The organism is Niabella sp. CPT15-335-S11, from assembly GCF_058792415.1.
Window position 1 is genome coordinate 243942 of sequence record NZ_JBYTEI010000001.1, and the last position, 24816, is coordinate 268757.

Genomic DNA, 24816 nt, shown 5'->3' on the forward strand with positions numbered 1-24816 from the left:
TAGACGCTAGATATTAGATATATGTAAATATGTCTTAAACTTAACCTTACCTCCCGGTTTACCCTCCTTCGGCGGGCAGGCCAGTCGAGGCAGGCAGGGGATTTAGATGTTATATACTACACTTTTTGATATGTAAACGTATCTTAACCTACATCGTAACCTTAACTTCAACTTCGTCCTGCAGTTTCTTCAGCAGCATTTCCGGTTCGTCGGTAGTGATCAGGTCAATGCCCTGTGCCAGTAGTTCGTCCATTATCGCCGGATTGTTGACCGTCCACGCATTGACAACAATTCCTTTACTCCGTGCATCAGCAATCCAACCTTTATTCTTCTGAAAGACGCTGAAATGATAATCCGCATCCAGCCCGTCAGCTTTTAGCTTCTCAGCCGATGCATCGCCGTTGAGATACTGAACCCGAGCACCAGGATCGATCTGTTTTACCTTTTTGCATATATCATAATCAAAAGATATATAAGTGACCCAGTTTTGTGCCTTAAGCCGGTGAACAGTCTCAACGACCTTTTCGGCCAGCCTGAGTGAATGCTCTTTTCCCAGGGTCGACACTTTAATCTCAGCAATAAGTTTTGTCTGCTTTTGCGACATGCCCGTTTTCAGATAAGCCTCAAAAGTAGGAATGGATTCGCCGTTTGACATTTTTTTCTTTAACAAGGCGGCATATGGATTTGAATCCACCGGTATCCCAAGGAAATCAGCGTCATGATTGATAACAAGTATCCCATCGCTCGTCATCCGGATATCAAATTCTGAACCACCGCAGCCAAGCCTGATGGCTTCACGCAAAGAAGCCAGTGAATTCTGAGGAGCCCCGGAATGCTTCCAGGCGCCACGATGAGCAATCACTTTGTTGGGCGGACTCCCCTGGTTGCCGGACGATTTGCGTGATTGCAGGCATCCCTGGGTCACAGCCAGCATCATAGTCATCATTAAAATATTAATTATTATCTTCATGTATAAATTTTTGTTTTTTCTCTGGTGATCTACCTTCGGCAGACAAGCCTACCTTCGGCAGACAGGCCTATCTACCGACAGCAGATTTACCATTTAAAACTTTACGCGCATTATTTGTTATTTATTTTAGCCCTTATGAGCGCTTCGCAGTTCATTTTGGTCGGATAAATCTGCTCGAAAATTTTTATCGACATTTCATATAAACAAATTTTCGCTTCATGCCCGGCTTTCTCTCCCCCGGTATTGAAACAAAGCCAGCAGATTCTCATCTTTTTCGGCCGCCCGTGCCTCTTTTTCAAAAGAACAATTCTCATAACCGTGGATAGCGCATTCCCAGAGATACTTTACCAGAAAGGGAAAAAATCCATGCCTTTCAAATTGCTGAACGTGCTTCAGCTCATGCCGGAGCCACCGCTCGTTGCTCAGGAATTCAGCCTTGCTCACACCATGCAAATGGATACGATGCCCCAGGACAATGGCTGCATTCGCTCCTTTCAGCTTCCAGGCTGCAAACCTGGCCAGGCCTGACTGTTCCCTGATTGAAAAAAAATTCACTTTTTGGGGATATTCTCAATGATCTCCGCAGCGTGATTAGCAGAATTGGGTTTCTGGAAAATTTTGCTGATCTTTCCTCTCCCGTCAATTAAAAAGGTCGTGCGCAAAACGCCCATATACTTATTTCCAAACATCTGTTTCTCGCCCCAAACGCCATATTTATCGATGATTTTATGTTTCGGATCAGGGAGAAGAGAGAAAGGTAAATCATACTTCCGGGTAAACTTCTCGTGATCCTCTGCTTCATCGGGACTAATCCCGATCAACTTCAACCCGTGTTGCTGAAGCTCAGCATAGTTATCCCTGAGATTACAGGCCTGAACCGTACAGGTTGGCGTGTCATCCTGCGGATAAAAATACAGTACTACTAGCTGTCCCCGAAAATCAGGCAGCGAGACCTTATTCCCAAGCTGATCCACGCCGGTGAATGAGGGCGCTCGCATTCCTTCCTTTAAATGTGTTGCCATATGTATAAATCGCTTTTTGACGAGTAATAAACTGCAAATTACTCATTTCTTCTTTTGCAGTTTCTTATGAGGCTCCTTCTTTGCACCGGCTACTCCCTTTTTGGCCGCAGATCCGTGGGAAACAGCAGCTTTTCTCTCATGCGATGTCTTTTTAGAAATAGTTGCCTTCGCTTTGCTGTCAGCAGCTTTCGAAGTTGACCGGGCTTGTATATGCCCACCGGTTTTTTTCCCAGCTACCCGAGGCGCCGCCACCGTTTCTTCGTCGCTTTCTCCCTCACCCTTAAACCCACGTTGTGCCGGCTCTTTACTCGTTACCGCCGCACCGCGTCTGAACCGCCAGGTTCGTTCAGTTTCATTTCCTGCGATATCAGTGACCGTTACCTTCAGGTTGTGTTCGCCGGGTGAAATTCGCCCATCAAAATAGTAAACCCAGGTCCGCCCCTTATCATTCGTAAACCGGATCCATTTCCCGTCCACCTCGGCCCTGAATGACGCAATACCAAAATTATCTGTCGGGGTGAAGGAGATGCGACCGGTTCTGTCAAAATTCAGCACTGTCCCACTTCCCGGCGAGGGAATGGTAGGCGGCACCGTGTCCAGAAAGGCCTCAAACCGACCAAAATCGCGGAACTGGGCGGTTAACCAGTCACCACTCCATTCCGCTTTCTGAACGGTATTCGTCCGCGCAAAACGTTTGATCACCACACGGTTCCTGTGTGATGCCGGAATCCCTTTATCCGGCTTGATCCTGACTTCAAAATAGTTCTGAACAGGAATATATACCTCACCCAGTTTGTGCTGAGCTGAGACACTGCTGCCACCCGTTGATGGCAGGCGTTCATACCCGCTGTTCATCTGGTCATAGAACGCAAACATGGGAAAATAGGCTTCAAAATCGTATTTAAAAAGCCTGTTTAACGTATTCGGCTTCCACTCGTACATCGCGGAAGCGGGGGGCTGAGCCCTGTCATTCCTGAGCAGGAAATTGAGGGTTGAAACGTTACCATCGGCATCGCTGACTAAAATACGGACCTCATGTTCCAGGGTATCATTCAGGTTGATCAGGTTGTTCGCGCCAAGATCATAATAGACCCCGCTCCGGTCGCCCGGAAGTTTATTTACCTGCTGTACCCACAGGCCATCTTCGGTCCTTAGTTTATAGTCTATCTGACAGTTCATATAACGCGTGTCGCCATAGCCGATGCTATCGAGATAAAAACTGCTGATCTCCCGGCCGTCCAGGAACAACCTGGCGCTATAGATGCCGTCCTGATTGCTGGTGCCGTTACGGGTATCGTAGGCCTGAATCGCAAACCCTGTCTTGTTGAGATTCGTCACGATGCTGCCACCTGGTACGGCATACTCTCCCTCACGCTTTGACAGGCGAATCATCTGAGGTGTCTGGTAATAGATCGATTTAGCCCTGTCATACATGACCAGCCTGACCAGGGTCGGGGGGATATTATCCCGGATCTCGTGCACAAAAAACGTAGGGTTCAGCCTTCGTTCCGAACGGGTGTCGAAGATTTCCCAATGCAAATGAGGACCCATCGATCCGCCGGTGGTACCGCTGTAGGAAATAAAATCTCCCTTTTTAACCGGGAATTTACCCGACGGTATCTCCGCTTCCAGTTCCCATGACTCATTTTTGTATTGCAGTTCTGTGATATAGGCTTCGAGTTTTGGTTCAAAATTGTTCAAATGGCCATAGAGTGTGGATAGTCCATTCGGATGCCGGATCACGATCCACCGGCCAAAACTCAATGGTTTTATCCCCACAAATGCGATATAACCGTCTGCTGCGGCTACAACCCGCTGGTTTACAACCTGGTTGGTCCGGATATCTAACCCCATATGCCAATGGTTGTTCCGAAGTTCACCCATGTTCGCGACGATATCAGGCCGGATGACGGTAGGCCACCGGAAATAGTTCTGGGGATAGACAGGTTTCTTGTAAAGTTGGGCAGATACAGCTACGGTCATCCATGTAAAAACGATAAGGAGGAAGGTTTTAGACATTGTGCCAAATATAATAAATCGCCCGTATTAGGGTGGGAACATGCCTGTTTTAACGATTATTTCAGGAACCCGAAAACCAGGTGCTTTATTCATTTCATATTCGCTGCCGGGTATACCGATGCGGAGGAAACCACCTAAAAACTATGACCATAGCAAGGTTAACCGGAAATTTCCGTCTTTACTTCCCGCCAAAAAACCTAATTTTGCGTCCCGATATCCATCGGAACACATTATATCATCTATTTTTTCTAATCTGAAATGCCCAGAGACAATTCCATTCAATCCGTATTGATTATTGGTTCAGGTCCCATTATCATTGGTCAGGCCTGCGAATTTGATTATTCAGGTACCCAGGCAGCCCGAAGTCTGAGAGAAGAGGGTATCCGCGTGGTACTGATCAACAGTAACCCCGCGACCATCATGACCGACCCGATGATGGCGGATAAGGTTTATCTGTTGCCGCTGACTACAGAAAGCATTGAACAGATCCTTCAGGAAAATCAAATTGACGCAGTGTTGCCGACCATGGGTGGTCAGACAGCACTCAACCTGGCAAAAGAAGCAGAGGATCTCGGCATATGGAAACAGTACAACGTGCGTCTGATCGGGGTGGATATCAAAGCCATCGATAAGGCAGAAGACCGGGAGTTTTTCCGGGACTGGATGATTGAGCTGGGTATTTCGGTGGCGCCTGCCCGGATTGCAAATTCTTTCCTGGAAGGAAAAGAATTCGCCCAGGAGATCGGGTATCCGCTGGTTATCCGTCCTTCCTACACCCTTGGCGGTACAGGCGGTGGATTCGTACATGATAAAGACGAGCTGGATGAAGCCCTGAACCGGGGATTACAAGCCTCCCCTATCCATGAAGTTCTGGTGGAAAAGGCTGTGCTGGGATGGAAAGAATTTGAGCTGGAGTTATTGCGCGATAGCGGCGACAATGTATGTATCATTTGTACCGTTGAGAACTTCGACCCGATGGGTGTGCATACCGGTGACTCGATCACCGTTGCCCCGGCCATGACCCTGAGCGATTCGGGCATGCAACTGATGCGCGACACCGCTATCCGGATGATGCGTAGCCTGGGGAATTTTGCCGGCGGTTGTAATGTGCAGTTTGCCATGAACCCTGAAACGGAAGAGATCATCGCCATCGAGATCAACCCAAGGGTGAGTCGGTCATCTGCACTGGCTTCCAAAGCAACCGGTTACCCCATCGCAAAAATAGCTGCCAAACTGGCCATCGGGTATAACCTGGATGAGCTGGAAAACCAGATCACGCAAACCACTTCGGCTTACTTTGAACCTGCCCTGGATTATGTGATCGTAAAAATTCCGCGCTGGAATTTTGATAAATTCAAAGGAGCCAATGACACCCTCGGCCTGCAGATGAAAAGTGTAGGAGAGGTTATGGCTATTGGCCGGAGCTTTAATGAAGCTATTCAGAAAGCCTGCCAGAGCCTGGAGAATAATGCCATCGGCCTGGGTTATTACGGTAAGAGCCTTAAACATGCCGAAGACCTTCTTGAATACCTGAAAGTTCCCAAATGGGATCGTATTTTCAGGATCAAAGATGCCCTGATGGCGGGTATATCTGTAGGTACAATTTCTAAGGCGACTAATGGTATCGACCGCTGGTTCCTGTCAGAGATCAATAAGATCTGTGACATAGAAAAAGAGCTCGCTAAATACGATCTGGAAACGCTTCCGATTGAACTGTTCCGGGAAGCCAAAGTCAATGGCTTTAGTGATGCGCAAATTGGAGACCTTACTTCCGGGCCAAGATATGACGAGGACGTGGTGTATAATCGCCGAAAAGAGCTGGGAATTGGGCGCGTGTATAAAATGGTGGATACCTGCAGTGCAGAATTTGAAGCGAAAACGCCTTATTTCTACTCTACTTTCGAAACACCGACGCTGATCCAGGAAACGTGTAAAAATGGCGATACAAAACTGGTTCCGTCGGCACTGGAACAAAACGAATCAAAAATCGACCCGGTAAAAAAGAATGGAAAAGGATCTATCATCGTGCTAGGGTCCGGCCCCAACAGGATCGGGCAGGGTATAGAATTCGACTACTGCTGCGTGCACGGATTACTGGCGGTAAAAGAGGCGGGCTATGAAGCCATCATGATGAACTGTAATCCCGAGACGGTAAGTACCGATTTCGATATGGCCGACAAACTTTATTTTGAACCAATCTACTGGGAGCATGTGCGGGAACTGATCGACTTTGAAAAGCCAGAGGGCGTTATTGTCCAGCTTGGAGGACAGACAGCCCTGAAACTGGCTGAGAAGATCAGCGACCTCGGCGTAAGGATCATCGGAACCTCGTTTGATAACATGGATATCGCGGAGGACAGGGGCAGGTTCAGTGATATGCTGAAAGAGCTCAAAATCCCCTATCCGGCATATGGCACTGCCCACACTGTGGATGAAGCCATCGAGACGGCAAATCGGGTAGGATACCCTGTTTTAGTACGGCCTTCTTATGTATTGGGCGGCCAGCGCATGCGGATCGTACTGAATGACGACGAAGTGGAAAAAGCAGTCATCTCCCTGCTGAAACATATCCCTGGGAACAAGATCCTGATAGATCACTTCTTAGACAGATGTCAGGAGGCGGAAATCGATGCCATTTATGATGGCGAGACCTTTCACGTCATGGGCGTCATGGAGCATATTGAGCCGGCAGGTATTCACAGCGGCGACAGCCATGCTATGCTTCCTGAGTTTAACCTCAGCAAAATGGAGGTTACCACTATGGAATACTATGCGGAGAAAATTGCCAAGGCACTGAATATCCGCGGACTGATCAATATCCAGTATGCGATCAAAGACGGGACGGTGTATGTCATCGAAGCCAATCCACGTGCCAGCCGAACAACACCGTTCATCGCCAAAGCCTACGGTATCCCTTACCTGAATATCGCCACCAAGATCATGATGGGGGTAAATAAACTGAGCGACTTCACCTTTGAGAAAAAACTAAAGGGTTTTGCCATCAAAGAACCAGTGTTCAGTTTCAATAAATTCCCAGGAGTAAATAAAGAACTCGGCCCTGAAATGAAAAGCACAGGCGAGTCTATCCGCTTCATCAAAGATCTCCGGGATCCTTACTTCAGGAAATTATACCAGGATAGAAGCATGTACCTGAGTAAATAGTTCAACATTATTCATAATATCCAGGCCGGCTGCTTTTTTCGCAGCCGGCTCTTTTTATGAGAACTGCGAGCAAATCGATATCCGGGCGGCTCACGCAGACCATCAACCGGGAGTAAACGGGGAAGAAAATTTCATCTCAATACTTCCATGGGGTTCAGTCAGACCATCGGCTGGGCGTAAACCAGTAGCGCTCGGCCGATCCCTAGCCATTGATTAAAAAAATGACCTGCTTAAAGTTTAGGTTCGTAACTTCCTCTTTTCCCAAAACAAGGGTCTATGCTTAGAAAAGTTATTCCATTGCTGTCGGTCCTGCTGTACACTACACTTTATGGTCAGCAGGCGCCCGGTGTGTTGCGCGTTGAGACCATCATGCAGGATCCCCGGTGGATGGGAACCTCACCCGACAATATATCCTGGGGTGCAGATGGAAAATCCATTCTTTTCACCTGGAACCCCGAAAAAGCGCCTTCGGATTCGCTCTACAAGATCACCCTCGGGAATACGGTGCCGCAGAAATTGAGTCCTGGCGGGAAAAACGAGCTCGTAACCCAGGACATCATGGAGTACAATAAACATCGCAATGCAGTAGCATGGTCACTACATGGTGATATTTATTACCAGAACAGTGGAGGGAAGATCGTCAGGGTAACCCAAACCCCCGAAACCGAATCGTCACCTGTTTTTAGCTTCAACGACACCAAACTGGTTTATGCCCGCCAGACTAATCTCTTTGCCTGGGATATCGCTACCGGGATTACAGAACAACTCACACAATTCATACCGGGGTCGGGCTTGCCAAAGGAAGTCATACCGACGCAAGAAGAAGCATGGCTAAAGAAGGATCAGCTATCCTATATGCAGGTTTTGAAAGAAAGGGAAGATAAGAAAGAGGCTGGCAATGACTATAACAAACAACATGGGATAAAAAAACTAAGGAGCATTGCGCTGGAGGGAAAATCGGTAGCTAACCTGCAGATCAGTCCGGACGGCCGGTTCGTCACTTATAATCTTTTTTCACACGGAACAGCTAAGGGAACCATCGTTCCGGCATTTGTTACTGAATCCGGATATACTACTGATCTGAGCGGCCGGACAAAAGTTGGGCAACCTCAGGGCACATCCGCATTTTACCTGTATGACAGGCGGAGGGATACGGTCTATGAAATAAAAACAGACCATATCCCGGGCATCAGGGATCTGCCGCCCTACCTGAAAGATTATCCCGAAGCACTACAGAAAATGCGTAAAGATTCCGCCCTGCGTTCGGTCTCCGTTTCCGGCATTTCCTGGTCACCAGGAGGGAAAGCAGGCATCGTGGAAATAAGAGCGAAGGATAATAAAGACCGCTGGATCATGCTGCTGAATCCGGAGGATGTGAAACTGACGCTGGTCGACCGGCAGCACGATGATGCCTGGATCGGAGGTCCGGGGATTTTTCGTAACCTGGGATGGATTGACCGTGAGAATCTTTGGTTTCAAAGTGAAGAAAGCGGGTACTCGCATATTTATATATATAATATTTCGCGTTATCAAAAGAAGGCGCTCACCCAGGGGGACTTTGAAGTGCAGCAAACAAAGCTATCCAATGATCAGAAATCGTTTTACATCATTACCAATGAAACCCACCCCGGTGAAAAACAATTATGGCAGGTTCAGATCAGCACCGGTAAAAGGCAGAAAATCACCAGTCTCCCCGGTGCCAATGAAGTCTTTATGTCACCCGATGAAAAACACCTGGCTATCCGCAATTCTTTTGTCGACCGGCCCTGGGAGCTATACATCCAGGAAAACAAAGCCGGGGCTTCGGCAAAGAGGATAACCAACGCCTCAAGAAGCGCGGCGTTTAATCGATACCGGTGGCGCATTCCTGATCTGGTTAAGGTTCCGGCCTCAGATGGCGCATCGGTTTATGCCAGAATCTATAAACCCGAGAATCCAAAACCGGGTATGCCGGCAATACTGTTTATACATGGTGCAGGATATCTGCAAAACGCCCATAAATGGTGGAGCAGTTATTTCAGGGAATACATGTTCAACAACCTTCTGGCCGATAACGGTTACTACGTGATGGATATTGATTACCGGGGGTCGGCAGGATACGGGCGTGACTGGCGGACGGGTATATACCGGCACATGGGCGGCAAGGATCTTAGTGATCAGGTAGATGCCGTAAAATTCCTGGTCAAAAATTTCCAGGTCGATCCCGAGAAGATCGGTCTCTACGGCGGATCCTATGGCGGATTTATTACGCTGATGGCCTTGTTTACCCAACCGGGGGTATTCAAATCAGGTGCAGCTCTCAGACCCGTCACAGACTGGGCAAACTATAACCATGGTTACACCAGTAATATCCTGAATGAGCCATTTACCGATTCTCTGGCCTATCGTAGAAGTTCACCTATTTATTTTGCAGATGGCCTGAAAGGAAATCTGCTGATCTGTCATGGCATGATGGATGTGAATGTTCATTACCAGGATGCCGTAAAACTTACCCAGCGGCTGATTGAACTGGGCAAAGAAAATTGGGAACTCGCCTCGTATCCGGTGGAAGATCATGGTTTCATCGAACCAAGTAGTTGGACCGATGAGTACAAGAGGATCTTCAAATTGTTTGAGACTACGCTTAAGTAGCATATCAGGATTTTCGTTCTCGTCATCGCCTATATTGGGTATATGACGAGGTACGCTGATGCCGTAACTTTCCTCCTTAAAAGTATCACTATGAAAACATCAGTCACGGTCCTGCTATTATTGATCTCACTAACCGGCTTAACTCAAAAATGCGGTTACTATTATTTCCAAAACAATAAAACGGTCACTATGGGGATCTTTAACAAGAAAGGCAGCCAGGAAGGGCGCATGGTCTATAAGATTCTGGACGTGAAACGGCAGGGTGGCTCTGTCACTGCCAGGATCAACTCGGCGTTTTATGATAAGAAGAACAACCCCGCAGCGGAATCGTCAGGCCATATGAAGTGCAACGGTGGTGTCCTTTATTCGGATATGCGGTTTGCGCTTCAACCGGGGCAAGGTGGCCAAACCCAGGAAACAGCAGCGGTAGGTTCGGGTGACTTCCTGGAGTATCCCACAGTGATGGAAGTTGGACAAAACCTGAAAGATGGCAACTTTGATATGGAGGTCAAAATGGGGACCGGTATCACGTCCCGGGTGAAAATGGATATCACGAACCGGCGAGTTCTTTCAAAAGAGTCTGTAACGACACCGGGCGGTACCTGGGAAGCTTATAAAATCGGCTATCACGCCAAGACTGTAGTGAATATAGGCATTTCTATCCCATTTAATACAGAATCAACGGAATGGTTTGTTCCTGATTTTGGTGTAGTAAAGTCAGAGTCCCGTACCGGCAGGACTGAACTACTTTCTATCGAATAAAAACGGGGCAGACATGCTTCCGGTTCTATTCCCCGAAAGGCCCTGCCTGCCCCTTCTAATGAAATCAACCGGCTAAGCGGTTCGATCGCTTTATTCCTGGGACCTGTATTGGGTGGTCTTGCCTCCTTCCTGAAGTACGGCGTCTTTCCCTTTCACTTTCCAGCTAACGCTGCCGTTACCGTAATCTGCGTTGATATCGTCCCCATTTTCCTGTTTCAGCGTAACGGCTGTAGATCCCGGTTTTTCAATCATTACAATCCCTTTATTATTGAGCTTGTATCCATATACTGCGGCAATCGATTTACCTTCGCTGTTCACGTAAAGAACCTTGAGGCGTCTCACGATGTCTTTATCGCCCGGGGCAACATCCAGAACGGAGATCTTGGATTCGTCTTTAATAGCGGGAGCAGCTGGCTTGGGCGCTTGCACATGTGCGCTGTCGGCCGGCGCTTCAGCTTCCACCTGTTCAGTTTTTTTATCTTCACCTTTGCAGGAATACAGTAAAACAACGGAAACTACTGCCAGTGCAACTAAATAAATTTTTTTCATTTCGATTTATTTTTGGGCGAATTTAAAGATTAAAGCTATGAGGGCCATAAATTTCAATGGTTCAATAGCAGCAGGTATTCCCTTCAGCTTTTCATGGTCTCCAGTTCTTTTTGTAGCCTGAACATTTCATCTCTCAGCCTTGCTGCTTCCATAAAATCAAGTTCTTTAGCTGCTTTCTCCATCGTCTTCCTGGTTTTGGCGATAGCTTTTTCCACTTGTGGGATGGTGGTGTATTGTTCCTCTTCCTCGGCTACCTGTCTCACCGGATCCTCGTCAAAACCGATTGCATATTTATCCTTCTGATCAAACCCTTTAATATCCAGCACGGACGTTTGCTGGAACACCTGTTGTTTGGATTTCACTACGGTCCGGGGTGTTATATGATGTTCTATATTGAAAGCTATCTGCTTTTCTCGGCGGCGCTCAGTTTCGTCGATCGTACGCTGCATGCTGCCTGTGATCGTATCGGCATAAAAGATCACCAGCCCGTCCACATTTCTTGCTGCTCTGCCGGCAGTCTGGGTCAGCGATTTCTCATTCCTCAGGAATCCCTCTTTATCGGCATCCAGAATAGCCACCAGGCTCACTTCCGGCAGGTCAAGGCCCTCCCGCAACAGATTTACGCCAACGAGTACGTCAATCTCGCCCAGTCTTAATTGGCGCAGGATCTCCACTCGGTCGAGCGTATCCACTTCGCTATGTATATATTTAGATTTTATATTTATCCGGTGTAAATATTTATCCATTTCCTCTGCCATTCTTTTGGTGAGCGTAGTCACCAGCACACGATCACCTTTTTTGATTCTTTTATCAATTTCGTCCAGGAGATCATCGATCTGATTCACGCTGGGTCTTACTTCTATCGGCGGATCCAACAAACCTGTAGGCCGCACGACCTGTTCCACGATGACGCCGCCTGTTTTCTCCAGCTCATATTTGTCGGGCGTTGCCGACACAAAAATTACCTGATTTTGAAGATTTTCAAACTCGTGGAAATTCAGGGGACGGTTATCCAGGGCTGAGGGCAGTCTGAATCCATAATCAACCAGGATCAGTTTCCTGCTGCGGTCACCTCCGTACATGCCACTGATCTGCGGCATGGTCTGGTGACTTTCATCGATGATGGTCAGGTAATCTTTTGGGAAATAATCCAGCAGGCAGAAGGGTCGCGTGCCCGGGTTCCGCCGGTCAAAAAAGCGGGAATAGTTTTCTATTCCATTACAATAGCCCAGCTCCCGGATCATTTCCAGGTCATATTCCACCCGTTCTTTGATCCGCTGCGCTTCTATGAGCCGGTTTTGCGATTTAAAATAATCTACTTGCGCGGACATTTCATCCTGAATTTCATGGATGACCTGCTGTAACATATCCTTTGGCGCCACATAGAGATTGGCAGGAAATATCGCCGCATTTTCCATTTTATTCATCCGCTTGCCGGTGACCACTTCAATGCTTTCAATTTCTTCGATCTCATCGCCGAAGAATGTGACGCGGTATCCAAAATCCAGGTAGGGCAGATTGATATCCACTGTATCACCCTTTACCCTGAAACTGCCCCGGTTAAAATCCAGGGTTGTGCGGGTGTAGAGCGAATTCACCAAGGCGTGCAAAAATGCCTGCCTGGAAAGGGTCTGCCCTTTATTGATCCGGATAATCCCGTTCTCATAATCCGAAGGGTTACCCATACCGTAAATGCAACTGACTGAAGCCACAACGATAATATCACGGCGCCCGCTCAGCAGGCTGGTGGTGGCCCTAAGTCTCAGCTTATCCAGTTCTTCATTAATCGAAAGGTCTTTTTCGATATAAATATCACTGACCGGCATATACGCTTCCGGCTGATAATAATCGTAGTAGGATACAAAATACTCTACCGCATTATCTGGGAAAAACTGCCTGAACTCACCGTAAAGCTGCGCCACCAGGGTTTTGTTGTGGGTGATGATCAGGGTAGGCTTCTGGGTGTTCTGTATCAGGTTGGCCATAGTGAAAGTCTTCCCGCTGCCCGTAACGCCTAACAGGGTCTGATATTGCTCTCCATTCAGCACGCCATCTGTCAACTGCCGGATAGCTTCAGGCTGATCGCCCGCCGGAGGAAAATCACTATGTAATTTAAAAGACAAAAAAGTAATTTTTTTTGATTGAGAATTTTTTGTATATTTATAAGTTAACCTTTATTCTCACTCACTTTCTTTAATTTCCCAGAGTTTTAGATCCCTTTTTCAATGTCCGGTAATGTCCGTTTCAGGTATGCGCTGTAATCGGTTTGAACTGCCTGATAAGGTTCATCCATCAGTGGGGAACTGAATATAAAATCTGCTGTTGCGGCATTACTGGCTAAGGGGAGGTTATAGACTGCAGAAAGTCGCTGCAGCGCCTTTACGTCAGGATCATGGGGCTGCGCTTCCATCGGGTCCCAGAAGAAAATCATGATATCCAGCTTGCCTTCTGCAATCATGGCTCCGACCTGCTGATCGCCGCCCAACGGGCCACTCAGAAATTTCGTAATATATTGCCCCAGGGCCTCTTCCAGTAATCTTCCGGTAGTGCCGGTAGCATAGAGTTTGTGCTTAGCGAGTTTTTGTTTGTTGGCCAGCGCCCATTGGAGAAGCTCATCTTTTTTATGATCGTGCGCTACCAGAGCGATCTTTTTGTTTGCATTCAGCGTTCTAGGTTCTACAGACATATTGTTCATTATTTTTTTTGATGTACTTCAATCCCGCCCCGTCACCCCAGTTTATTCCTGCCGGTCCTCACTTCTTTCGGTTATTTCTGTGAGGTATTCTTAACCTGCCAGAACTTATTAAAAATACCGATGAATTCTTCCCGGGTTCCCACCGCTATTTTCTTAGTATCCGGTGGCACAGACTCCGGAATAGCCACGTAGGTCGCCGTGACTTTAGCGTAAAGAAATTTATCCTGATAATCCACGATTGGCGGGACCTGGTTGCTACTCAGAGAACGGCTTGCATAATTTATAAAATCCTCCCGCGTAGGTTTTGTCAGGTAACAAACTACCATTAATACGAGGATTAGCAAAATAATGAGTCTTCTGAATTTCATACCTGTTCCATTAACTATGAAGGATTTTAAATCGACGCGGCAAAGTTAGGCATGGGTTAGGAATATTCAGCGCAGACTTATGGAAGCTGAGCCTACCGGCAGGCAGGCGGGGCTGAGATATTCAGTTTGACAATGATCCAAGGTTCAAAATGACTGCTCAATATTAAGCCAACCTCATAGTGCTGGCGGTGGCATTTCATCGCGGGTCAGCGCATTGACCAAACCCTGTCTCAATTGCTTTGCCGACGGATCATAAATACCGAAACCTGCGTTGAACTCCCAATAAGCCCAACTGAATCCCTGCTGTTCGAACCATCTTGCCAGGAAACGGGTCCAGCGGATCCTGGAATCCATATCTGCTTTCGAATAAGCTCCGAACTCTCCGATATGCACGGGGATCTTCTTTTCCTGAGCCACCCGGATCACTTCAGCAAAATCATTTTCCACCGTTTTCCGTTCTCCTTGCGTGTCCAGCCATTTCGTACCAAGCCAGGCATCCGAACCCTGTACCCAGGATGCTCCCTGGTGGGTAAAATGAAACGGATTGTAATAATGTATGGTCAGGATCAGTTGATCATCAACGGGGATTCTCAATTTTCCCACAGAACCAACTCCTCCCCAATTGGCCGTTCCGATAAGAACGCAGCGGCGAGGATTTGTCGCTCTGACCACGTTCAATGCAGATGGAAAATAGTCATTCCATAATTCGGGCGTAAGATTTTCATGTGGTTCGTTCAGCACTTCAAAGACTACGCTGTCCGGCGCTGATTTAAAAAATTCCGCTATTTGCCTCCATTGTGCAATAAATCTCTCTTTTTGTGCCGCGGGATCTTTCATCAGGAGGTCCTGGTGATGCATGTTGATAATGACGTGCAACTTGTGCCGAAGTGCGGCATTCACCACCTTTTGTATACTCGATAGAAACTCAGGGAAAATTTTGTATGGGGCAGTCGCCTCGCTCCGGTCATCCCGCTCCCACCGGATCGGTATCCTGACATGCGTAAATCCTAATCCCGCGATGATCCCAAAATCTTCCGTGTTAAAGTCACGCCCCCAGGACTTATCACCTTCGTAAGTATTACCTAGGTTTATGCCTCTTCCCAGCCTTTTGTTGATCTCCGAAGCGCTCGCAAAATCTTTTTGTGTATTTGCAAAATTAGGCTCGGGTTTTTCGGCCCTGCAGGAAGTTATCATTCCCATCAGACACAGGGAAAGCACGTAATGGTAAAATGTTTTAGACATGGCCAAGTATTTTCAGGTAAGTTTTGAAATACTAAATTACCGGAATATATCGATCTCCGGATCTTTAAATGGACTTTGCCCAAAAACCCAAAAAGGCGCAGCAACTCCAGGTTTATCAACACTGGTAACTACAACTTAGCTAAACAGGTATTCCACGTCTTCGCGGGTAAGCGATTTTACAAATCCGGATTCATCAGAAATCAGGTCTTTAGCCAGGGCACGTTTCTTTTCCTGGAGTTTCAGGATCTTATCTTCGATGGTATCCCGGCATATCATCCGGTAAGCAAAAATATTTTTGGTCTGGCCGATTCGATGCGTACGGTCGATCGCCTGTTGCTCAACTGCCGGGTTCCACCAGGGATCTACAATGTAGACATAATCCGCTGCGGTCAGGTTTAATCCGACACCTCCCGCCTTGAGTGAGATCAGAAACACCCTGATTTCTTCGTTGCTCTGAAAGTTCCGGATCGCCTTCTCCCGATCTGGCGCTGAAGTGCTACCATCAAAATACTCATAAGGGATGCCCAGTTCTTCCAGCTTTTGCCTGATCAGGCCCAGCATTCCCAGGAACTGGGAAAATATCAGTGCTTTGTGATCGCTCATATCTTCGGTTATCTCCCTGGCCAGTTCATCAATTTTGATAGAATGATTTTCATAGCTTTCGTCGTCATTCAGGATGGCAGGAGAATCGCAGATCTGACGAAGCTTCATCAGTCCCTGCAGGATAGTAAACTGCGACCTGGAGATTCCCTGATCATTGATTGTCCCCAGAATCCTCTGGCGATAATCGTTCCGGTACGTGTCATAGATCTTCCGCTGTTCATCCTGCATTTCGCACCAAAGGATCATTTCCTGTTTCTCAGGCAGGTCCCTGGCTACCTGCTCCTTCGTCCGCCTCAGAATGAATGGGTATAATAATTTTCTAAGATGCTCTTTGCGGTCGGGCTCACCTAATTTATCAATGGGGATCGCAAATTCTTGCCGGAAGAATTCGATACTTCCCAGCATGCCGGGATTCAGAAAATTCATTTGAGCGTAGATGTCAAACGTATTGTTCTGCAAGGGCGTCCCGCTCATACAAATCCTGTAACTGGCATCCAGCAAACCCGCGGCCCGCGTGACTTTACTGGCAGGATTTTTAATAGCCTGACTCTCATCTAGAATCACATAATCAAACCTGACTTCCATAAAGAACCGGATATCACTTCGAAGCGTGCCGTAGGTAGTAATCGTGATATCAAAATTCAGCAGGTTCTCGGTTGCTCTGTTCCGGCCGCTGCCGTGATGGATCTGATAGGTCAGTTGGGGCGTGAATTTCTTAATTTCATTTTCCCAGTTGTAAATCAGGGTAGTCGGACACACCACCAATACCTTCAGGTTCCCGTTTTCTCTTTTATAATGTTCCATGTAGGAAAGAGCCTGAACGGTTTTACCCAGACCCATATCATCGGCCAGGATACCTCCCCAATTTACCTGTTTAAGATAGTTTAGCCATTGGAATCCTGCAACCTGGTAGGGTCTCAACACACCCTTCAGGTGTTCTGGCGGCTCCTGCTCATTTATCTTCTCAAAGTCACGCAGCCGGTTGTATTTTTCTTCCAATTCAAAAGACAATTCCTGCTCATTCCGTAACTCGTACAATTCATCTATGACTCCTTTGTGGTAGCGGGACAGCTTCAATTGATCGGTATTCCCCTCGCCTACCCGGAACAGCAGTGAATATTTTTTCAGCCACTCATCGGGCAGTATCCCAAGGGTCCCATCATTCAGTTGTACGTATTGTTGTTTGTTGACCAGTGCTCTTTTCACCTCAGCTACGGATACTTTTTGATCGCCAAACAATATATCAACCCTCGCATCAAACCAGTCGGTATTGCTGCTGATGTAGATCCGCGTTTGAGGCTTAGCCGTATTGAAGCGGAAGTTCTGCAGCGCTTCAAATCCAAAGACAGGAACCTGCAGCTCTTTCATCGCATCTACAAACAAAAAGAACCAGTTGTTCTTGAGGATCTCGGTACCCTCAAGTGCCAGGCTGCACCCATCCTCTCCTTCAATAAAATTGGAATGAAGGTTTTTCAACCTGCTATAAAACGAAGACTCCTGGTCCAGGTTCCGGTGAATGGCCAGTATTTTGTCCTTATCGGGGATCAGCATGACCTGCTTGCCTGTGTGTCCTGTTTCATGACCGCAATATGAAAAGGTAGGACGGAACATCAGGTAATCGCCTTTTTCCACCAGGAACAATCTTATCTCGGGCGCAACACCTTTGACGGTCTGCAACATGGACGAGTCGAAGTCTACTTTATAGTCCTTTGCAAGCGGTAAAATAAACTGATTCAGGGTCTCCTGCCATTTTTCCTGCGGTATATGTATCCTGCCATCGGGCAAGAACTTTTCCAGAACCGAAACCGTTTCGGTGCTTTGAAACAAACAAAGCTGGTGATTATAAAGGAACATCAGCGGGTTTGGACTTTCGTTGTCTTCTATGCCGTGGAACATTCCTCCGATTCTAATCAGGCATTCAAAATTGTAGCCCACACCATTTTTTTCCACGGTGAAAGTCGGGATGGCGGGATCCCTGTAAATATCCACCTGCTTGAGGTTGTCGGTCACAAACTTCTTTCCCTGTGGAAGCACAAACCCGAGGGGATTTTCGCCGGTGTCACTCAATAGCCGTTTCAGCCTGGGCAGCATGTATTCATTCACCAGTTGCCTGGCTTCTCCGTTTAATTCGTTGACCGGCAGGTCTGTAGAATCTTCCCAGTCGGCGTGAAAAGGTGTATTCCGGATGATATACTTTTGGATATCCTGCTCCTGTAATTTCCTTACTGTATGCAGGACAGTAACATCTGCCGGGCCAAACCCCGAAATATCAATGTATTTGGCGATATCAAGTTGTTCAACTTTTCCTACAAACGCGTCAGCCTCATCATTCATCTGCCCTGAAACAACCTCAACTGAAAAAAAAGGATACCCTTTCTTATTCATGTTAAAAACGAAGCCCAAACGTTGTTGATCCCGCTCAACTGCAACCTCAGGTACCGGTGATTCCAGTACGGTTTCCACCTCTTTGGTGTGAACGACTTGCCGCGCCTGAACGGGCAGCGGCGTGTTAATTCGTTTAATACTACTGTCAAGGACTCTTAAAAACGGCTTGCCTTCTTTAAATACAAATTCGAATTTCCCTTTCAGATCGTCGTTCAGAGAATATCCGTAGGCTTCCAGCAATTTATTTTTTTCATTATCCCGATTGCGAATCGTATCAAAATAGTTTGATCCGTGAGCCCTGATCAGGTGCAAAAAGACAATCACTTTCGGGAGACACAGCGGATGCCCTGAATCCTCATATTCCGAGCTGGTATCGAAATTCCTTTCGTCATTTTTCCGGATAACGACGCTGTATTCTTTACCATCCAGCAGTACCGCTGCTTTCACGGTCTCATCTTTGGCCGACAATATTTTAGGCTTACGCCGCTGCAGATACTTTTCAGCTTCGTTGAAAACGTCCGGCGAGCACAGTTGCCTGACAGACCGTATATCAAGATTTCGGATTTTTACAAGTGTGTGGCGCTGATCATAAGCAACCTCTTCCTGTCCCAGCCGACCCCGGTCGATCAACTCCTGCAACTGGAACAACGCTGCCACTTCGTGCCTGCAAATCTCCCCGAGATTATATGGACAGGTACACCTTACGGAAACGGAACGGGCCTCACTGAATTTCGTAACATTAACACGGTAATAAGTGTCGTAAGCATCGTCCTTAACGCGAAAATTAACAGCCCCCGAAAGTTTATCATAGTCCAGCAACTCGATATTGCCCAGAGAAAATATTTTCTTCCCCCTCCTGATCACTTCATCGGTGCCGTAGGTATAAATATGTTTTAATAGATGTGGTAATGCCAATGGTCTTCTCCTGATTTAATTTCCCGGCCATATTTTCCTTTTTTTCCGATAAAATCCTTCAATTCCGGGCAATCGGCAAAAGTAAAGGAAAATTTTGCGTTTTTCCTTATTATTTGGTAAATATTTTTTGAATCGGGAATGTTACAACTTCGAACCGTCTATCAACTGACCATCAATGTATAGCGGCAAGACGTTCGCATTGTCTTCGGTCAGGCAATACCCAATATCTTCGATATGGCCGAACCGGTCAACCAACCGGTGGTAGTGTGTAAAGTTTTTAGCAAAACCGGGCAGATCGCTTTTGTGTTGCGTATACAGTAATTCCGCGGTAAAAGAGCTGTCACAATGGATGGAAAAATGGTCTTTTACTCTGGATATCAGCGCCCCCGCGAACAGGGTGTCCTCCAAATTGAAGCGGTCTTTCCATCCCGCACAGGCTATCACTACATTCTTATTTTGCTTAAGCACGTAATCCCTGACAGCACTGAGATTGCAAAAAGTACCGGTTACAATGTCGTCGGCGCCATTTTCGAGTGCCATGTGCAGGAGACGGGTACCATTCGTTGTTGTCAGCACTAAAATCCGGTTTTCCACAAAGCTGCGTTTATACTCGAGCGGAGAGTTTCCGTGCTGCAATCCTTCGGCCAGCATGCCATCACGCTCGCCGGCGGCGATACCCACCACTCTCCTACTGACTTCTATGGCTTTCGGAATAGTATCTACCGGGATGACACTTTTTGCGCCGTTATAAAGGGCTGCCGCGATGGTGGAGGTCGCCCTGAAGACATCCACAACGACGACAACAGCACGATGAAGATCGTATAAATGGATCAATGCGGGAGACACGCACGTATATAATGTTGGTTTTCTTGTCATTTCCTTTTACTAAATCGGTGATTTACACGGCTGAAACCTATGCAAAGCTAATTTGCCGGGTTTAAGGTTTACTGTTTACAATAAATTAATCAAATGGCAATTTCACCACAGTTCCGCGTAATAATTTATCGCGAACTTTTATGAAGAGCGGGGATCCGATAGCGTTATAGCCCGTTTGAAGGTATCCCAGACCGATTGCTTTGTTCAGAGATGGAGATTGCGTCCCTGAAGTTACATGCCCGATCCTGGTCCCTGACTCATTAAAAATTTCGTAGCCATGCCTGGGGATTCCTTTATCCAGCAGTTCAAATCCGCTTAGCCTGCGGTGCAGGCCATCCGCTTTTTGCTGCTTTAAAATATCACTGGCAGTAAATGGCTTGGTAAACTTGGTGATCCAGCCCAGTCCTGCTTCCAGCGGGCTGGTCGTGTCGTCAATATCATTTCCGTACAGGCAGAATCCCATTTCGAGCCGAAGTGTATCCCGGGCTGCCAGGCCCGCGGCTTTCAATCCTTTGGATGCACCAGCCTCAAAAATCGCATCCCATATTTTTCCGGCGGTCGGGTCCTTTTCATCGCTATCGAAAGGCGGCACTTTGAAATAGATCTCAACGCCGCCTGCACCAGTATAGCCGGTGGCGCTGACGATCACATTATCCACTCCGGCAAGCGTTCCTTTTACAAAATGATAATATTTCAGATTAAGCAAATCCAGCCCGGTCAGAGGCTGTAAAATAGCCGTGGCCAACGGACCCTGAACAGCCAGCAGGGCTGTCCTCTCCGAAATATTGTGAAGCTCGGCATGCTCCGTGTTGTGTGAGGAGATCCAGTTCCAGTCCTTTTCAATATTCGCTGCGTTCACCACCAGCATATACACCTTGTCTTTTTCGAGGCAGTACACCAGCAGGTCGTCAATCACGCCACCCTGATCATTCGTCATGCAACTGTATTGCACTTGTCCCTCACTTAACTTAGCCGCATCGTTGGTAGTAATTTTCTGAATCAGATCCAGGGCTTTGTCTCCCTTGACAATAAACTCACCCATGTGGCTGACATCGAAAATGCCGGCAGTGTTTCTGACTGTCTGGTGTTCATCTACGATACCCGTGTAGCTGATAGGCATATTATAGCCCGCATAAGCAGCCATTCTTGCGCCAAGGCCCAGGTGTTTTTCTAAAAAAGGAGTCTGCTTCATCCCGATTAATTTTCAGGTGGCAAAGGTAGGCAATTTAGAAGTTCGGCAGGGGGCTTATGGCAATGAGCCTCCAGCAAAATTAAACGGATTTATAGTACTTTAGAATTATGAAGCCGATCTTAATCCTGTTCATTAGTTTTACTGTCATGGGCACAGTATTTTCCCAGGTAAAAACCAGTCCCTGGCTGGAGAAACTGATCAGAACCGATGCTTCTCCACTACTAATGAATGTTCTGGATCAACCGGACACTTTTCGCTACCAGGTCATTTATACAAAAATCGACCGCACCCGGAAAAACGAACCCGTTTTTACCCATTATTATCTGAATGTGGATCGGGATCGCTATTTTAATCCCGCATCGATGGTAAAATTGCCCACAGCATTGATCGCGCTGGAGAAGCTGCATGAACTCAGCGAACCGGTCGATGCACAGACTACGATGCTAACCGACAGCTCACGTCCGGGTCAGACTGCAGTCGTTGCCGATTCAACGGCTAAGGATCTGTTGCCGTCGGTAGGACATTATATTAAAAAAGTATTCCTGGTAAGTGATAATGATGCTTATAACCGGCTGTATGAGTTCGTCGGCCAAGAGATGCTGAACGAGAGTCTGTGGGCAAAAGGATACCGGGATGCCCGTATCACGAGGCGCTTTACGGGCATGACACCCGATGAGAACCGCTATACAAATCAGGTCCGGTTTTTGAGTAATGGAAAACTGATATTGACGCAGCCACCGGCTTACAGCGATCTGATCTTTGACTTCAGCAAGAAAATTTTATTAGGGCAAGCTCATATGGACCAGCATGATAAACTCATTCATGAACCCATGGATTTCACGATGCACAATAATATTTCGCTTGAAGATTTACAGCAGATGCTGCAATCAGTTCTCTTCCCTTATTCGGTGGCGAGAAAAAAAAGATTCAAACTGAACCCTAGCGATTATAATTTGTTATATCGTTATATGTCGGAGAAGCCGTCTGAGAGCAAGTTCCCCGCGTATGACAAGGCGCGCTTTTTTGACAGCTATACAAAGTTTTTCTTTTTCAGAGACGGTAAGAGGGATATCCCCTCATATATCCGATCGTTTAACAAGACTGGGTGGAGCTATGGGTTTTTGACAGATGTTTGTTATGTGGTGGATTTTAAAAACAAAGTTGAGTTTATGCTGAGCGGAAACATTTACGTAAACAGCGATGGCATATTGAATGATGACAAATATGAATATGAAGAGATTGGTTATCCATTTTTCAGGGAGATAGGCGAAAAGATTTACAAGTATGAACTTTCGCGAAAAAGAAAAATGGCTCCTGATCTGCGTGATTGGGTACTTCGCTATGACTAACCTGACGATCCGCCCTATTCAGGGCCGGGAAAGTCAAATTTATATCATATGTATCTATAATATGAAACTTATACTATGGAATTCAAGAAGATTCACAACAAAGGACAGGCCAGGTTATTCAAAAGTAATTTCCTGGAACTGTTGACCAAAACACATCCCCTCATTATCTGGGGAATGTACATACCTGTAATCTGGTATATGTTGTACTACAGTCACAGCGACCTGGGCTATTCCACCGGGCGCGTTTTGTTATTTTTTTTCACAGGGATGTTTTCCTGGACCTTGTTTGAATATGTAGCACACCGTTACATTTTTCATTGGATGGGAGATAACAAAAAAATGCAAAAGGTTGCTTACATCATGCACGGAAATCACCACGAATACCCGAGGGACCGGCAACGACTGTTTATGCCTCCTGTGCCGAGCATTATCATTGCCTTTGTAGTGTTTAGCCTGTTCTATTTATTCCTCCGCAAACTGACCTTAATGATTTTTCCGGGTTTTATGCTGGGTTACCTGCTTTACGCCACCATGCATTACGCCATTCATGCCTGGAATCCCCCGTTCAAATGGATGAAGGGGTTGTGGCGAAACCATCACTTGCATCATTACAAGGATGAGCACAAGGGTTTCGGTGTCAGCAGTACCCTTTGGGATCATATTTTCGGGACGATGTTCGACCTGAAAAAGGAAGCAGAAAACAAGGAAAGGGTAAAGGAACTCATGTTTTCCAAAAAGAAAAACTGATACAGGCTTTTAAAAAGGCCGCATCCGAAATCCGGAGCGGCCTGATAAAACAATTTCTTTCTGACTTCTAATAGTCAGGGTTCTGCGTATAGTTAGGGTTTTGATTGATCTCGGCCTGTGAAATCGGCCAGATAAATCTTCTGTCACTATACGGGATGGATACGATAGATTTTGTGATAGCCGCCGTTGGGCCTGCACAGTTGTATATCCCTGGGACTTCAGTATGTGAAGTTCCTACTTTAGCCGGAATTCCGCCGCCCGGAATAGGCGCAAAATTAGGATCCAGGGCAAGCCTGTGGATATCACCCCAGCGTTTACCTTCTGCCAGGAGTTCTATCCTCCTTTCTTTTAAGATAGCGCTGATCAAATCATTTTTACTTATAAAGGCAATGTACGCGTTTGGTGTTCCGACTGCCCGGTTCCGTACTGCATTAAGTAGCATTAAGGCAGTAGCGGAAGGGAGCGCAGACTGTCGGGCATTTGCTTCCGCCAGGGTTAGCAATACTTCGGCGTAACGGATCATGGGCGCAGCATCGGAACTGTTTGCATAGTCCCGGTACTTGGACGTAAACACCCGCGTGATGTTTCCGCCAGTGACCAATGTAGAATATAAAGTGCTCCGGCGCGTATCGCTGCACAACCACTCCGGATCGCTCCAAATAACTGGGCCAACTCTTAAAAGTCCCCTCGCACCATTTGCAGGATTTCCCATCATAATGGCTATAGCGCCATTCACGCCTGCATTGTCGGTCGCGTCGTTCTTAATGGAGAAGATACTTTCTGCCGACGTATTATTGGCAAATGGCCCGTCCGGCGAAGCAGTGAGTGTCCAGCCGCCTATCGGACTCGTGAAACTCGTAGTGCCAGTCACTATTTTTGCACCTTCGGCGATGACTCCTGGCCAATCGCCCATATGCATTTTTACGCGCATTTTCAGTGCTATAGCAGCAGCCTTCGTCGCACGATAAGTTTTTAGAATCCCAGCGCGGGTCTCGGGCAGATTTGCCTCAGCATAATCGAGGTCTTCCAGGATCTTTGTGTAATTCTTGGCCACTGTAAAATCGCTCCGTTTCAGCGCTTTCGCATCTTCGATCGCTTTTTCATTGTCAATGCCTATTTCGCGGTAAATAATCCCCGTTTTTGATCCCGCCGCATCAGCAAACGGTCTGGCAAAATTAAGCACCAGTTCGTGGTGTGCCATTGCCCTTAGGAACCTGCATTCCGCATCATAGGCATTTGCAAAAGCCGCGGGAATTATCCCGGCAGTCTCCGCCCTTCTCACACCTTCCCTGGTAAGGGTGGAAAGAGTTAATCTATTTGATGATCCCG

Annotated in this window: 18 protein-coding genes; 5 read left to right on the plus strand and 13 right to left on the minus strand. The window is 47.0% G+C overall.

Going from position 1 to position 24816, the window contains the following annotated elements:
* Positions 1 to 148 precede the first annotated feature (148 nt).
* The 4 genes from AC3WS5_RS01065 to AC3WS5_RS01080 form a co-directional block, all read right to left on the minus strand.
* Positions 149 to 970 carry a glycerophosphodiester phosphodiesterase gene (locus tag AC3WS5_RS01065; RefSeq protein ID WP_492465337.1) on the minus strand — a complete coding sequence of 274 codons (822 nt, stop codon included), beginning with the start codon at positions 968 to 970 and terminating at the stop codon, positions 149 to 151.
* Between the two features lie 216 nt (positions 971 to 1186).
* Positions 1187 to 1525 (minus strand): DUF4157 domain-containing protein, encoded by a 339-nt coding sequence (locus tag AC3WS5_RS01070; RefSeq protein ID WP_492465338.1) that lies wholly within the window; start codon positions 1523 to 1525, stop codon positions 1187 to 1189.
* Positions 1522 to 1992, minus strand: coding sequence for a thioredoxin-dependent thiol peroxidase (gene bcp / locus AC3WS5_RS01075; RefSeq protein WP_492465339.1), 471 nt, complete (start codon positions 1990 to 1992; stop codon positions 1522 to 1524). The genes AC3WS5_RS01070 and bcp overlap by 4 nt, the downstream gene beginning before the upstream one ends.
* Positions 1993 to 2034: 42 nt before the next feature.
* Positions 2035 to 4011 (minus strand): peptidoglycan DD-metalloendopeptidase family protein, encoded by a 1977-nt coding sequence (locus AC3WS5_RS01080; RefSeq protein ID WP_492465340.1) that lies wholly within the window; start codon positions 4009 to 4011, stop codon positions 2035 to 2037.
* A gap of 258 nt (positions 4012 to 4269) precedes the next feature.
* On the opposite strand from AC3WS5_RS01080, the gene carB reads away from it, so the two are divergent.
* The 3 genes from carB to AC3WS5_RS01095 all read left to right on the plus strand — a co-directional run bounded on the left by carB (position 4270) and on the right by AC3WS5_RS01095 (position 10566).
* Positions 4270 to 7173 carry a carbamoyl-phosphate synthase large subunit gene (gene carB, locus AC3WS5_RS01085; protein WP_492465341.1) on the plus strand — a complete coding sequence of 968 codons (2904 nt, stop codon included), beginning with the start codon at positions 4270 to 4272 and terminating at the stop codon, positions 7171 to 7173.
* Positions 7174 to 7449: 276 nt separating this feature from the next.
* Positions 7450 to 9804: a S9 family peptidase gene (locus AC3WS5_RS01090; protein WP_492465342.1), complete on the plus strand. Its 2355-nt coding sequence runs from the start codon at positions 7450 to 7452 to the stop codon at positions 9802 to 9804.
* Positions 9805 to 9894: 90 nt separating this feature from the next.
* Entirely contained in the window at positions 9895 to 10566 is a 672-nt protein-coding gene (locus AC3WS5_RS01095) for a TapB family protein (RefSeq protein WP_492465343.1), read from the plus strand.
* 90 nt (positions 10567 to 10656) lie between these two features.
* On the opposite strand, the gene AC3WS5_RS01100 is transcribed toward AC3WS5_RS01095, so the two are convergent.
* The 8 genes from AC3WS5_RS01100 to gcvT form a co-directional block, all read right to left on the minus strand.
* On the minus strand, positions 10657 to 11115 hold the full coding sequence (locus AC3WS5_RS01100) for a hypothetical protein (protein ID WP_492465344.1): 459 nt from the start codon (positions 11113 to 11115) through the stop codon (positions 10657 to 10659).
* An 83-nt stretch (positions 11116 to 11198) separates the two neighbouring features.
* Positions 11199 to 13238 (minus strand): excinuclease ABC subunit UvrB, encoded by a 2040-nt coding sequence (gene uvrB, locus AC3WS5_RS01105; RefSeq protein WP_492465345.1) that lies wholly within the window; start codon positions 13236 to 13238, stop codon positions 11199 to 11201.
* An 86-nt stretch (positions 13239 to 13324) separates the two neighbouring features.
* The gene (locus AC3WS5_RS01110; RefSeq protein ID WP_492465346.1) at positions 13325 to 13801 is read right to left on the minus strand and encodes a methylglyoxal synthase; all 477 of its coding nucleotides are present in this window, start codon (positions 13799 to 13801) and stop codon (positions 13325 to 13327) included.
* Between the two features lie 80 nt (positions 13802 to 13881).
* Positions 13882 to 14178 carry a hypothetical protein gene (locus AC3WS5_RS01115; protein WP_492465347.1) on the minus strand — a complete coding sequence of 99 codons (297 nt, stop codon included), beginning with the start codon at positions 14176 to 14178 and terminating at the stop codon, positions 13882 to 13884.
* A gap of 174 nt (positions 14179 to 14352) precedes the next feature.
* A complete protein-coding gene (locus AC3WS5_RS01120; RefSeq protein WP_492465348.1) occupies positions 14353 to 15420 on the minus strand; it encodes a glycoside hydrolase family 5 protein in 1068 nt (355 codons plus the stop codon).
* A gap of 135 nt (positions 15421 to 15555) precedes the next feature.
* Positions 15556 to 19323, minus strand: coding sequence for a DEAD/DEAH box helicase (locus tag AC3WS5_RS01125; RefSeq protein WP_492465349.1), 3768 nt, complete (start codon positions 19321 to 19323; stop codon positions 15556 to 15558).
* A gap of 141 nt (positions 19324 to 19464) precedes the next feature.
* A complete protein-coding gene (locus tag AC3WS5_RS01130; RefSeq protein WP_492465350.1) occupies positions 19465 to 20199 on the minus strand; it encodes a 2-phosphosulfolactate phosphatase in 735 nt (244 codons plus the stop codon).
* A gap of 85 nt (positions 20200 to 20284) precedes the next feature.
* Positions 20285 to 21391, minus strand: coding sequence for a glycine cleavage system aminomethyltransferase GcvT (gene gcvT / locus AC3WS5_RS01135; RefSeq protein ID WP_492465351.1), 1107 nt, complete (start codon positions 21389 to 21391; stop codon positions 20285 to 20287).
* Positions 21392 to 21498: 107 nt separating this feature from the next.
* On the opposite strand from gcvT, the gene AC3WS5_RS01140 reads away from it, so the two are divergent.
* Together AC3WS5_RS01140 and AC3WS5_RS01145 are read left to right on the plus strand one after the other, a co-directional pair.
* On the plus strand, positions 21499 to 22740 hold the full coding sequence (locus AC3WS5_RS01140; RefSeq protein WP_492465352.1) for a serine hydrolase: 1242 nt from the start codon (positions 21499 to 21501) through the stop codon (positions 22738 to 22740).
* A gap of 75 nt (positions 22741 to 22815) precedes the next feature.
* Positions 22816 to 23487, plus strand: a complete 672-nt coding sequence (locus tag AC3WS5_RS01145; RefSeq protein WP_492465353.1) for a sterol desaturase family protein — start codon at positions 22816 to 22818, stop codon at positions 23485 to 23487.
* Between the two features lie 67 nt (positions 23488 to 23554).
* Here AC3WS5_RS01145 and AC3WS5_RS01150 read toward each other — a convergent pair whose 3' ends face one another.
* Entirely contained in the window at positions 23555 to 24769 is a 1215-nt protein-coding gene (locus AC3WS5_RS01150) for a RagB/SusD family nutrient uptake outer membrane protein (protein WP_492465354.1), read from the minus strand.
* Between the last annotated feature and the right edge of the window lie 47 nt (positions 24770 to 24816).